The following is a 12,444-nucleotide window of genomic DNA, read 5'->3' on the forward strand; positions in this document are numbered from 1 at the left end:
TCCGGCATTAAATCGGGAACAGAGGATGGTTAAACAGCCGCGTCAGCCAGCCTGCGGCGTTGGCGTCGCTTAACGCGCCGCGTCCGGCATAGGAGATGCGAGCGTCGGCAATCCGCTGGGAGGAAACCGAGTTGTCGTTCTGGATGTCGTCGGCGCGCACCAGGCCGCTTAAACGGATGTACTCATCACCCTGGTTGAGGGTGAGCCATTTCTCGCCGCGAATTTCCAGAATACCGTTGGGCTGCACCGCATGGACAGAAACGGTGATCTCTCCGCGCAGGCTGTTCTGCTGCTGGGAAGTGGCGCTGCCGTCAAAGTCGCGATTGGCGTCGATGGAGCCGGAAAGCTTATCTTTGGTGTGACCAAAAATCGTCGGCGCACCAATATCAACGGTGTTGTTTTTGCCGAAGTTGGTTTTCGCCTGTTTGCTCGACTGGGTAGATTCTTCGAGGATCACCGTCAGAATATCGCCCACGCGATAAGCCCGCCGATCGGCGGTGAGCGACCAGTTGTAGCCCGTTTCAAACACGCCTCCGGCACGCCCGTCAGCCGGGAGCGGCGCTTCGGTTTTCGGTGGTGCAAAGTATGCGTCGTCTTTTTTGACCAGAATGGCCTGCGATTCACACCCGCTAAGCAGGGGAAGCAGCGCCACCAGCCAGAGATAATTTTTCACGTTCTGCCTGTTTAAAATACAAAGAGTTATGAGCCCTGGTAGGTCGGATAAGACGCGTCAGCGTCGCATCCGACATTTCGCCTTACAACGTCTGGCTGATGTACTGCAGCATATCGTCCGCCGCCGAGACCATTTTGGCGTTCATCTCGTAAGCGCGTTGCACCGTAATCATCGCCACCATTTCGTTGACGATATCCACGTTCGAGCCTTCCAGCGCGTTGTCCTGCAAGGTGCCAAGCCCATCTTCGCCCGGCACGCCCTCGGTCGGCTGACCGCTGGCGGCGGTTTCCAGATACAGGTTGTCACCTTCGGCGGAAAGCCCTGCGGGGTTGGCGAAGTTCACCAGTGTCAGTTGCCCTAACTCAGTCACATCGCTGTCGCCGGGTAAGATCGCCGTCACCGTACCGTCCTCACCAAAAGCGACGTTGGTCGCCCCCGCCGGGACGTCGATTTCTGGCTGCAACGGCAAGCCCTGCGAATTGGTCAGCACGCCGTCGGCGTTCACCTGCAAGTTGCCATCGCGGGTATAGGCGATATCGCCGTTGGCCTTTTGCACTTGCAAAAATCCCTGCCCCATAATGGCGACATTCATCGCGTTGTCGGTGGTTTCGACGTTGCCTTCGGTGAAGGTTTTCTGGGTGCCGACAATGCGCACGCCGCTACCGAATTGCAGCCCGGTCGGCATGATGTTGTTCTGGTCGAGCATCGCGCCCGGCGCTTCCTGGGTCTGGTAGAACAGATCCTGAAACATCACCCGGTCACGCTTGAAGCCGGTGGTGTTAACGTTGGCGATGTTGTTGGCAATCGCGCTCATTTCAGCATCCTGCGCCGAGAGGCCGGTTTTGCTGATCCATAATGCTGCGTTCATGGTGGTAAATTCCGTGTTGTTTTTCTGCCGCCGATTGCCGGATGCGGCGTGAACGCCTTATCCGGCCTACGGTTTGGGCACAGGCTTGTAGGCCTGATAAGACGCAAAGCGTCGCATCAGGCACCGCCGCATAATTGCCGGATGCGGCGTGACGCCTTATCCGGCCTACGGTTTGGGCACAGGCTTTTAGGCCTGATAAGACGCAAAGCGTCGCATCAGGCACCGCGCATAATTGCCGGATGCGGCGTAACGCCTTATCCGGCCTACGGTTTGGGCACAGGCTTTTAGGCCTGATAAGACGCAAAGCGTCGCATCAGGCACCGCGCATAATTGCCGGATGCGGCGTGAACGCCTTATCCGGCCTACGATGTGCGGTTACGAGCCGCGCAATAAGCGGTTGCCCGCGTCGCTGATATCTTCTGCGGTTTTCATCATCTTGATCTGCGCTTCAAACTGACGGTTCATGGCGATAGACGACATCATCTCGCTCACCGCCGAGACGTTGCTGCCCTCCAGAAAACCGCCGCTGACTTTGATGTTTTCATCGCGCTGAGCCAGAACGCCATCGGCAGTCACCAGCATCCCTTCGCCGTTTTTCGCCAGGTCAGCGACCGGAATATCCACCAGCTTCAGGCGGTCGATATCCATCGTCGCGGTCACATCGCCGTCATCGGGCGTCACCGAGAGCGTACCGTCGCTGCCAAACGAGGCGATGGCGTTCGGCGGCAGAATGATCGGCCCGTTATCTCCCAGCACCAGATTGCCGTCGATGGTCAGTTGCCCCTGGTCGTCCTGCTGGATGTTGCCGTTGCGGGTATAGACTTCGTTGCCGTTTTTATCCTGCACCGCAATGTAACCCGCGCCCTGAATCGCCACGTCCAGCGGGCGTTCGGTCTTCTCCGCCACACCCGTACTGTCGTTCACGCCGCTGGCCCCTTCCTGCGCCATATAGCGCGTGTCGAAGCCGCCGCCTTTCACCTTGTCGTTGGTCGCCATCGCCATGTCGGCACGAAAACCGTTGGTGTTGACGTTCGCCAGGTTGTTGGCGCTAATTTGTTGCTCGTACAAAGTCTGGGAAGCCCCGCTCAGGGCGGTATAAATCAAGCGATCCATTACATTGCCTGGAACAGCGCGTCATCGAGCTGCGTGCTGGTGGCGATAACTTTGGTGTTGGCCTGGTAGTTACGCTGGGCGGTCATCAGGTTGACCAGTTCGCTGGTGATATCGACGTTGGAGCTTTCGAGCACGCCCGACGACAGCGTGCCGCAGGTGCCGGAACCAGGAACGCCAATCAGCGGCGTACCCGATTCCCCGGTTTGTACCCACGCGGTGCCGCTCACCGCCTCCAGACCGTTTTCATTCGGGAAGGTTGCCAGCACCACCTGACCCTGCAACATGCGCTCGCCGTTGCTGTAGGTGGCGTAAACTTTGCCATCATCATCGACCTGCACACCGTTTTGCGTTGCGGAGGCGTAGCCGTTGGCGGAATTGGTGGTGACCGAGAAGTCAGAGCCGTATTGCGTACAGGTGGAGTAATTGACGGTTAAATCGATGGGGGCGGCGGCATCGGTCTGAAACTCAATCGTCTGCGGCGTGGTGGGCGAGGTTAGTTTCCCGGTATTCGGGTCGAAGGTTAATGTCGTCGCCGGAACGCCAGTCTGCTGCTGACCATCGAAGGTATACTGCACTTCCCAGGTGTTATCGCTGGTTTTGGTGAAGTACTGGCATACCGAGTGTTCGTTACCCAATGAGTCATACACCGTGGTGGTGTAGCTGTCGGTATACGAGCTGCTGTTGGCCGGGTCGAACGGTACGGTGGTGCGATCGATAGCCGCGTCGCTGGCGTTGAAGTTGGCGGTAAAAGTCAGGCTGCTGCTGGCCTGCGCCGGAATATTGCCGGTTTTTATCTGGATATCGGTGACCGTGCCGGTTTGCAGGGTGCCGCTGTCATCGACCGGATAGCCCTGCAAGTAATCACCCGAGGCGTTAACGATATAGCCGTTTTTGTCGGTTTCAAACGAGCCGCCACGGGTATAAGAGATATTGCCCGCGCTGTCGCAGGTAACAAAAAAGCCGTCGTCGTTAATCGCCAGATCCAGCGCGTTACCGGTGGAGACCAGCGAACCACCGCGCGAAATACTCTGCGCCGTACCCGCCACGCTGACGCCCATTGCCTGGCTTCCGGCATACATGGCTGAAAACTGGGTGGTCATCGACTTATAGCCCACCGTTCCGGCATTGGCGATGTTGTTACTGATCCCGTCGAGCTGTTCGTTAACGGCATTCAGCCCCGTTGCGGCAATTTCATAACTCATTGTTTCTTCCTGTTAATTCAAATTTTTGACAGCGTGCCCGTTGTTTTGCCGGATGCGGCGTGAACGCCTTATCCGGCCTACATATGGGTGCAAACATAAAAATATGCGTGGACTCGTAGGCCTGATAAGACGCGCACGCGTCGCATCAGGCATCTTGCACCTAACGCCGGATGCGGCGTGGACGCCTTATCCGGCCTACAAAACCATGCAGATTCAATACATTGCAGTTTCATGTAGGCCTGATAAGCGAAGCGCATCAGGCAATTTGGCACCGGTCATCACGCTACATCACTGTCGGTATCGGGTACGCCAAACTGGCTAATCATGGTGAATGGCACTTCGCCCACGCCTGCAACGTTGAGCACCGGAGAGCTACCGTCGAGCGGGATGCGCACATCTTCCACTTCGCCGGAGACTTCAATCGGCACCTCTTCTTCCCCGGTGTTGGTCACCACTGAGACGTCGTAATCACCCGGCGGAATGCCGTAATCGGCGGGATTTACCGAGAAATCGACCTGCCCTGGCCCCACGGAAGAACAGCCCTCCGGGATCAGCGAGACGGTGTAGTCATCGCCTGCGGCATCGGTAAAGTGGAGATCGGCGGTAGTACAGGCGTCGTCCAGCGTCGCGCGGCCGTTAATGGTCTGGTCGCTCACCTGCAAGGCGGTGGTCTGCACCATAATGTCGTCGCCCACCAGGTTGCCGAGCGCCATCACCTGAATGTTGCTCATCAGCACCGCGTTGGTGTTGGCCTGCACGCTCATCTCTTCCATCATCGCCACCTGCGCCATCGACGAAAGCTGGTCGATATATTCGGTAGCGTCGGTCGGGTCAGTCGGGTCCTAGTTTTGGATCTCCGCGACAAACAGCGTCAGGAAAGTATCGACGGGCGAGCTATCGCTGCTGCTTTGCGTATCGCTGGCCGCCACGGTGTTGTTTTCCGCCGTGGCGGTCGGCTGCGGCGATTGCGCATTCAGCGCCAGGGTATTCATCAGGCTTCTCCCAGTTTCAGCAGGCTTTGCTGCATACTTTTCACGTTGTTGAGCACATCGACGTTGGTTTCAAAATCGCGCGAGGCCGACATCATGTCCGCCATCTGTTCCACCACGTTGACGTCGGGATACCAGACATCACCGTTGGCGTCGGCCAGCGGCGAATGCGGCTCATAGTGTTTCACCGCCCCGCCGGTTTGCAGCACGTCCTGCACCTGTACGCTCGCACCGTCGATCGCGTGGCGATGCGTTCCCGCCAACAAACTGTGGTGATACACCGCGGCAAACACCGGGCTACGCGCTTTATACGCCTGCGCCTCGCTGCTGGCGGGTGCATTGGCATTCGCCAGGTTACTGGCAACGGTATTCAGACGCAGCGTTTGCGCCGTCATCGCTGAGCCAGAAATCTGATAGATATCAGTAAAAGACATGCTTATTTCCCTTCAATGGCCTCTCTGATGCCGCTGATTTGCAGATTCAGAAAGGTCAGACTGCTTTGATAATCCATACTATTTTGTGAAAACCGCGCCTGTTCGCTGTTCAGTTCCACGGTGTTGCCATCTTCCGACGGCTGCATCGGTACGCGGTACTGGACATCCACCGCCGCGTTATTTGCCCGTTGCATCTCCCTGGCAAAATCAATATCTTTAGCCTTGAAATTTGGCGTATCGACATTCGCCAGATTCGCAGTCAGTAGCTCGGTCCTCTCAAGACGTAACTTCACTGCCTGCGGATGCACTCCCAATGCTTGTTGAAAATTGATCCCCATTTCTTGCGTCACTCCTGCTTCAATCCGCATACGCTAAGCAATCGCCGTGCCATTTTTTAAGTGACTGAAGAGAAAGGGTTTATGAGTTTTCAATTTTGCGGGCGAAAGATGTTCTTCCTCCTGGCGCTGGCCTTACCGGGCTACGCCGCCGTCCATCCCGTGCAACATAGCGCGCGGGAACAAGTCAACGCTCAGGTACTGAACGCCGCCAGCCAGCAGATTGAATCACTGGCGCAACAGCGGCAGTGGCATGACTATCGCTACACCTTTAACGTCTACATTCCCTCGCAGATTGCGACCGCCACGTCCTGTGCTACGACACCTGGCGTCACACTGACTTCGCCTGCAGACATCGCCCTCAACCGGATGAACTTCACCGTCAGTTGCCCACAAAACTGGCAGATGAACGTGGCGGTACGCCCGGATGTGCGGGTGCCGGTGGTGATGGCAAAGTCAGTGATTGCCCGCGACACGCCGCTTACGGCAAATGATGTGGAGTTGAAGCCCTACAACGTCAGCGCCCAGCGGCGGGATGTGTTGATGGAGCTCAATGACGCAATTGGTTTAAGCAGTAAGCACGCGCTGCAACCGGGTAAACCGCTCACCAAAGAAGAGCTGGTTTCTCCAGTGCTGGTCGGGCGCGATCAGCCGGTGATGATTGTTTACCAGAGCGCGGGGATCACCGCCTCAATGCCCGGCGTGGCGCTGAAAAATGGCCGTAAGGGCGAGATGGTGAAAGTGCGCAATGCCAACAGCCAGCGGGTCATCAGCGCGAGGGTGGCGGAAAGCGGTGTGGTGACGACGGTAAGTGCGGAGTAATTTGCGCAGGCGATTAAAGTTTTGCCGCCTGTTAACCGCTCTACCAGAGTAACCCACCCAAATACCAAGACGAGGTTACGATGAAAATCTCCCCGACGATGCCAGGCAATCGCCCGACAGCAACGTCTGCTGGCTCCAGCCAGTCGCGCAAAAGCACGGCAACCACCACCACGACGCTAAACGCCGACGACATTACCCAGGCGGGATTGCAGTCTGCCCAGCAAACGCTGAACGACCAGAACGAAAGCGATATCGACAGCGACAAAGTGGCGCAAATGCAGGCGATGCTGGCCTCCGGCAGCCTGCAAGTGGACACCGAACAGTTAGCCAGCGACATGCTGAGTTTTTTCCAGAACTAAGAGGCCGATGAAGTGAGTATCCGGTTACAACAGGTAAAAGCGCTGCTGCAGGGCATTCGCGACGACGACGCGCGGTATGATTGCCTGCGCGAACTGCTTCAGCGTCAGCGGATCTGCATGATTCGCCGCGCCAGCGAAGAGTTGCTGGCGGTAAACGATGAGATAACCCATCACTATGAGCAGTTACACAGCCATAGCCATCAGCGGCACTGCCTGCTGCAACTGCTGGGTGTCAGCGTCAATAGTGACGGTCTGGCGCAGGTTTTTGCCTGGCTTCCGGCGGTTCAAAAAGCGGCTGCACAGCAGTTGTGGCAACGCCTTGAGCAAAAGGCGGAACGCTGTAAAAGCTATAACGATAAAAACGGCGAGCTGTTAATTCGCCAGTATGAATTTATTCAGGCTTTTTTAGGTAGCGAAGCGGATTTTCTCTATCAGGGATAACGGCAATACCTTCCCCCATTGCGGAAACGGATTTTCCGCCAGATCCCCAATCCTCTGTTTTTGAATAAAAAAATTCCCGGCACGCTTATTGCATATCCTGCAAAGTAATAAAGACTGGAAGCCACCTATGAGTTTTATTGAATGTTATGAACCGGAGTATGTACGCAATTTTTTGGCGTGCCATCCCGCTTCGCCTTTATACGTCCGTAAGGTCTGGAAGAATGAGATTCGCCAGAGTCTGGCATTAACCGATATTGCCAGTTGTGAAGCGGTGCTCAACGACTCCAGCGCCTTTGAATTACAGCTCACCTACCGCTCTGTGGAAGAAAGTGCCGCGGAGCTATCCGCGCGTGATGCGATAGTAAACCAGGTAATTTTAAGCACCCTTGCGCTGGCCGATTTAACACCAGAGCTTTCACTGTATGCCGTCGGACTCCTGCTCTCCCGCGCCAGTAAAATGCCAGGCAGAGACGGCGACACGCTTGCCCGTTTGACGACGCTGCCGCAGGCGCTGGCCGACCATGCGCAAAAAGGCACGTTGCAGGCACAATTTGCCCGGCTACCATCAGTGCCACACATCGCGCGCCAACTGGTGACGCTGCTCGGTAATTTTGCTTTTGACTGGTCGATTCTACCGGAAAGCCCGCGCAAAGCCTCGCTGCCGTTGCAGGTGACTTTGCTGACGTTGCATGACGCCAACAGCGAAGCTCTGTTGCAACAGCAGTTACAGGCGCAGTGGCAAACCACCTGTCAGCAATATTTCACAGCTTCGCCCTGGATTTTGCGTAATTACCTGATCTACCGGGTTTACCACGATGCGATTGGCCAGGCTGACGGGGCGGATTATTTCCCGCTGGTGTGCGATTTTTATCTCATCCGCACGTTAATCAGTTTGTGGACGCTGGATGGTTCACCGTTGCGGCAGGAGGATATCTTCGCCCTCTTCGCGGTATTTGAACGCTGGCGAGCCAGCGAAAATGCGCTGCTGATTCGCCAACAAATTCAGGCTGAATGTTGTGCAGATCCGCTGCTTTATGCGTTTTCACTGCTACCTTGCTAACGCTTTCAGGCCGGTTTTTCCCGGCCTTATCTACTTTGTAAACATATCATGCAAACCATCATCAAAACGCTCGCCACTCACCGCGAAAAACCGTTTGTCAGCGTCGTTACGCCAACCTGGAACCGTGGCGCATTTCTGCCGTACCTGATTTACATGTACCGCTATCAGGATTACCCGGCAGACCGCCGCGAACTGGTCATCCTCGACGACTCCCCGCAAAGCCATCAACACATCATTGACCGCCTGACCAATAGTAAGCCGGACGCCTTCAACATTCGCTACATCCATCACCCGGAAAAACTGCCGCTGGGCAAAAAACGTAACATGCTCAACGCACTGGCGAACGGCGAATACATCCTCTGCATGGACGATGACGACTACTACCCGACAGATAAAATCTCCTGGACTATCGCCATGATGCAAAAACATCGGGCGCTCATCTCCGGCTCCGACCAAATCCCTATCTGGTACAGCCATATCAACCGCATTTTCAAAAGCCGCAGCTTTGGCCCACATAACATCCTCAACGGCACCTTTTGCTATCACCGTAACTACCTGAAAAAGCACCGTTACAACGATGATTGCAATTTAGGCGAAGAGAAAAGTTTCACCAACAACTTCAGCGTAAACCCGCTACAACTGCCCGGCGAGCGCACCATTCTGTGTATCTCGCACAGCCACAACACCTTTGATAAAGACTTTATTCTCGCAGCCAGCACGCCGGTAAACGCGTTGCTTACGGATATCATCAGCGATCCGCTGTTACGCAATGCTTATATGAGTCTGCATAACGCCACTCATCATCAGGCGATCAACCATAAGGCTGTCGATCAGATCGTTCTGCTGAATCTGGATAAACGCCCGGATCGCATACAGCAGATCCATGAAGAACTGGCACTGCTGCATATTCCGCCCTCGAAGATCACCCGTCTTGCCGCCTGTGAAGATGAAAACGGTCAACGGGGCCGCTTTCAGTCACACTTGCAGGCGCTGCGCCTGGCGCAACAGCATGGCTGGCAAAACTACCTGCTGCTGGAAGATGACGCGGTTATTCTCAAGCAGGAGAAACATATTCAGGTGCTGAACACCCTGCTCGGGAGCCTTGGGAAAATCCCCTGGCAGGTGATGATCCTTGGCGGTGAGATTTCGCAAGGAACGATGCTAAAAAGTTTGCCTGGGCTGGTACACGCGCGGGACTGCCGCAAAGTGTGTGCTTATCTGGTGAACAGCCGTTACTACCCGCAACTGGCGCAGCAGATGAGCAACGATGAGCACTCGCTGGAAGCCTGCTGGCAGCCGCTGCTACGCGCCGACAAATGGCTGGCCTGTTATCCGAGTATTTGTTATCAGCGACCGGGCTTTAGTGATATCGAGCAAAAAGTGACTGATAACATTAGTCACTATTTCAATAAATTGCCCGTAGCCACAAAGCCATCCGCGTTACCCATTGCCGACACCATTGGCTTTTTTATGGAAACCTCCTTCCACTACGCGCTCTACCGCCCAATCATCACTGCCCTGCAGGCGCTGGGGCAGAGTTGCACGCTGGTGATCAACGACCGCGTGTTTAAACCGTTTTTTGATGAAATGCTGAAGACGCTAAAAAACATCGACGATCCGCAGCTTAAAGGTATGCGCTTGTCTGAAATGCAGGCACACGGTCAGCGAGTGAAATGCCTGGTCAGCCCCTACCACACGCCCGCGCTCAATGGCCTGGCAGCGGTGAACGTCCGCGCTATGTACGGCTTAGCCAAAGAAACCTGGAATCACGCCGACTGGAACGGTTTTTATCAGCGCATTTTGTGTTACAGCCACTACAGCCAGCGGGCGCTGGAACATTTCGGCAATGCAAAAGTGGTTGGCAACCCGCGCTTCGACGCCTGGCATAACGGCACGTTCGACCGCACGTTGCCGGAAAATATCCAACCCGATTTTCGTAAACCTACGCTGCTCTACGCCCCAACGTTTGGCGCATTAAGCTCCCTGCCCCACTGGGCTGAAAAATTGGGGCGCTTAAGTGGCGATGTGAATTTGATTTGCAAACTGCACCACGGCACCTGCTCGCGCCCGGAAGAAGCGGCGTCGCTGGCACTGGCGTGCAGGCATTTAAAACAGCGCACCAACTCTGCCCGCCACACGCTGGCACTGTTGGCAAAGGCCGATTACGTGCTCACCGATAACAGCGGCTTTATTTTCGATGCTATCCACGTTGATAAGCGGGTGATCCTGCTCGACTTTCCGGGCATGAATGATTTGCTCGATGGCGAGAAAAGCCATTCCACGCCGGAAAGCGCCGACCAGCAAATCCGTAAAATATTGCCGGTGGCTCATGATATGACAGAACTGCGTTACTTGTTGTCAGAGGCGTTTGACTGGGGCGCGGTGCAGGCGCGGCTTACGGAGATTCGCCATCACTATTGCGACGCGTTTATGGATGGCAAAGCGGGAGAACGGGCGGCGATGGTGATTGTGGAGGCGCCAGAGGCCAGGAAACCGTCAGGGATATGTCGATAAAATACGATTTTTTAAACATGTCGTTTGAATACGTTTATGCCATCGACATGTTTTGGCATTATGTCGAAAAAACGCATTTTTTTAAACATATTGCAGTGACATGTTTATGGTATCGGCATATGATGACGATATGTCGATAAAACGCGATTTTTTAAACATATGAAATGGAACCCAGAAATCCCCTACAACGATCTGCCCGGTTTGCCTCCAGATTTAGAATGCATAGAAACACGTAGCGTTCTGAAAGCCTGTATCAGTGCGCGGGCTGCCATTGCAGAGCTGAAAACGGCGGGTGAGTTGCTTCCTGATCAGGGGCTGCTTATCAACCTTCTCCCGATGCTGGAAGCAAAGGACTCTTCGCGTATTGAAAACATCGTAACCACCAGCGATCAACTGTTTCAGTATGCCGATCGTGCAGAAGGTGCCGATCCGGCGACCAAGGAGGCGTTGCGCTATCGCTCTGCCCTGAATGATGGTTTTACTCATCTTGAGGCCTGGCCGCTTTGCACTAACACTGCTATCGCGATTTGCACAAAGTTGCGCGCGGTGCAAACTGATATCCGTAAAACACCGGGGACCGTCTTACGCGATCAGGACAATAACGTCGTCTACACGCCACCTGTTGGTGAAGATACTATCCGCAACTTACTGGCGAACTGGGAACGGTTTATTCATGGCGATGATGATTTAGATCCGCTGGTAAAAATGGCCATTGCGCACTATCAGTTTGAATGCATCCATCCCTTCCCGGACGGTAACGGACGAACGGGCCGTATTCTGAATATCTTGTATCTGATCCAGTCTGAATTACTCTCACTGCCGATTCTGTATCTGTCGCGTTACATTCTCGAAAATCGCACGGCTTATTACACCCATCTGCGCAGAGTGACAGAAGAAGGAGATTGGGAGTCGTGGATTTTATTTATACTGGCGGCGGTTGAAAACACGGCCCGATGGACGACCACAAAGATATCAGTTGTTCGACAATTGATTGCTGAAACAACGGAATATGTCCGCGAGAAGCTGCCAAAAATCTACAGCCATGAGCTAGTGCAGACGCTTTTTGCCCAGCCCTACTGCCGGATCGAAAACCTTGTCGAACGTAACATAGCCAAACGACAAACTGCATCATCTTATCTTAAGCAATTGACGGAAGCGGGCGTACTGGAGGAGATGAGCGTGGGCCGGGAAAAACTGTTTCTCAATACCAGACTGCTGCGGGAATTAAATCAGTAGGTGGCTGATTTACCCCTAATCACCTCAATGATCCCCGTCGTCGACACCGACGGCGTGCGGGGGAAATACACCACCTCACAAATATACGCAAAGCTATCAAACTTCCCGGCCCAGTCGTCGCCCATCACCAAAATATCCGCACTGTACCCCCGCAAATACTCTGCTTTTTGCTCCAGCGATTCCTCCAGAAATACGCCATCCACGCACGCCAGCCCGGCGATGATCGCCATGCGGTCATCCTGATGGTAAACCGGCGCCCTGCCCTTTTTGGCGATATTCAAGGCGTCGGACGATACGCCGACCAGCAGCCTTTCGCCCAGCGTGCGGGCGCGTTGTAAAAGGCGCAGATGACCGACATGAAACACATCGAAGGTGCCGAAGGTGATGACCGTTTTCAT

The 12,444-nt window shown here is 54.8% G+C and carries 13 protein-coding genes and 1 pseudogene; 6 read left to right on the top strand and 8 right to left on the bottom strand.

What is annotated here, in order from left to right:
- Positions 1-7: 7 nt before the first annotated feature.
- From flgH to C1192_RS11475, 7 genes and pseudogenes are all read right to left on the bottom strand, one after another.
- Positions 8-673 carry a flagellar basal body L-ring protein FlgH gene (gene flgH / locus C1192_RS11440; RefSeq protein WP_038355506.1) on the bottom strand — a complete coding sequence of 222 codons (666 nt, stop codon included), beginning with the start codon at positions 671-673 and terminating at the stop codon, positions 8-10.
- Between the two features lie 82 nt (positions 674-755).
- Positions 756-1,541: a flagellar basal-body rod protein FlgG gene (gene flgG, locus C1192_RS11445; protein ID WP_000990540.1), complete on the bottom strand. Its 786-nt coding sequence runs from the start codon at positions 1,539-1,541 to the stop codon at positions 756-758.
- A gap of 375 nt (positions 1,542-1,916) precedes the next feature.
- Positions 1,917-2,654, bottom strand: coding sequence for a flagellar basal body rod protein FlgF (locus C1192_RS11450; protein ID WP_038355507.1), 738 nt, complete (start codon positions 2,652-2,654; stop codon positions 1,917-1,919).
- Complete coding sequence (gene flgE / locus C1192_RS11455) at positions 2,654-3,856, bottom strand: flagellar hook protein FlgE (protein ID WP_038355508.1); 1,203 nt, start codon at positions 3,854-3,856, stop codon at positions 2,654-2,656. Before flgE ends, C1192_RS11450 begins: the two co-directional genes overlap by 1 nt.
- 278 nt (positions 3,857-4,134) lie before the next feature.
- A pseudogene (locus C1192_RS11465) lies at positions 4,135-4,848 on the bottom strand (flagellar hook capping FlgD N-terminal domain-containing protein).
- Positions 4,848-5,279, bottom strand: coding sequence for a flagellar basal body rod protein FlgC (gene flgC / locus C1192_RS11470; RefSeq protein ID WP_038355509.1), 432 nt, complete (start codon positions 5,277-5,279; stop codon positions 4,848-4,850). The pseudogene C1192_RS11465 and the gene flgC overlap by 1 nt, the downstream one beginning before the upstream one ends.
- Before the next feature lie 2 nt (positions 5,280-5,281).
- Positions 5,282-5,617: a flagellar basal body protein gene (locus C1192_RS11475; RefSeq protein WP_038355510.1), complete on the bottom strand. Its 336-nt coding sequence runs from the start codon at positions 5,615-5,617 to the stop codon at positions 5,282-5,284.
- Positions 5,618-5,698: 81 nt separating this feature from the next.
- Here C1192_RS11475 and flgA point away from each other — a divergent pair, with 81 nt between their 5' ends.
- From flgA to fic, 6 genes are all read left to right on the top strand, one after another.
- On the top strand, positions 5,699-6,436 hold the full coding sequence (flgA, locus tag C1192_RS11480; protein WP_038355511.1) for a flagellar basal body P-ring formation chaperone FlgA: 738 nt from the start codon (positions 5,699-5,701) through the stop codon (positions 6,434-6,436).
- An 80-nt stretch (positions 6,437-6,516) separates the two neighbouring features.
- Positions 6,517-6,795: a flagellar biosynthesis anti-sigma factor FlgM gene (gene flgM, locus C1192_RS11485; RefSeq protein WP_038355512.1), complete on the top strand. Its 279-nt coding sequence runs from the start codon at positions 6,517-6,519 to the stop codon at positions 6,793-6,795.
- Positions 6,796-6,807: 12 nt separating this feature from the next.
- A complete protein-coding gene (locus tag C1192_RS11490) occupies positions 6,808-7,236 on the top strand; it encodes a flagellar protein FlgN (protein WP_038355513.1) in 429 nt (142 codons plus the stop codon).
- A 127-nt stretch (positions 7,237-7,363) separates the two neighbouring features.
- Entirely contained in the window at positions 7,364-8,296 is a 933-nt protein-coding gene (locus C1192_RS11495; RefSeq protein WP_038355514.1) for a hypothetical protein, read from the top strand.
- A gap of 48 nt (positions 8,297-8,344) precedes the next feature.
- Positions 8,345-10,810 carry a glycosyltransferase gene (locus tag C1192_RS11500; protein WP_038355515.1) on the top strand — a complete coding sequence of 822 codons (2,466 nt, stop codon included), beginning with the start codon at positions 8,345-8,347 and terminating at the stop codon, positions 10,808-10,810.
- Positions 10,811-10,969: 159 nt separating this feature from the next.
- The gene (gene fic / locus C1192_RS11505; RefSeq protein WP_038355516.1) at positions 10,970-12,046 is read left to right on the top strand and encodes a protein adenylyltransferase Fic; all 1,077 of its coding nucleotides are present in this window, start codon (positions 10,970-10,972) and stop codon (positions 12,044-12,046) included.
- Here fic and C1192_RS11510 read toward each other — a convergent pair.
- Positions 12,040-12,444 (bottom strand): FAD synthase family protein, encoded by a 405-nt coding sequence (locus C1192_RS11510; protein WP_021563996.1) that lies wholly within the window; start codon positions 12,442-12,444, stop codon positions 12,040-12,042. The two genes, fic and C1192_RS11510, sit on opposite strands and share 7 nt — an antisense overlap.

This window comes from Escherichia marmotae (assembly GCF_002900365.1).
In the GTDB taxonomy this organism is placed as follows: domain Bacteria; phylum Pseudomonadota; class Gammaproteobacteria; order Enterobacterales; family Enterobacteriaceae; genus Escherichia; species Escherichia marmotae.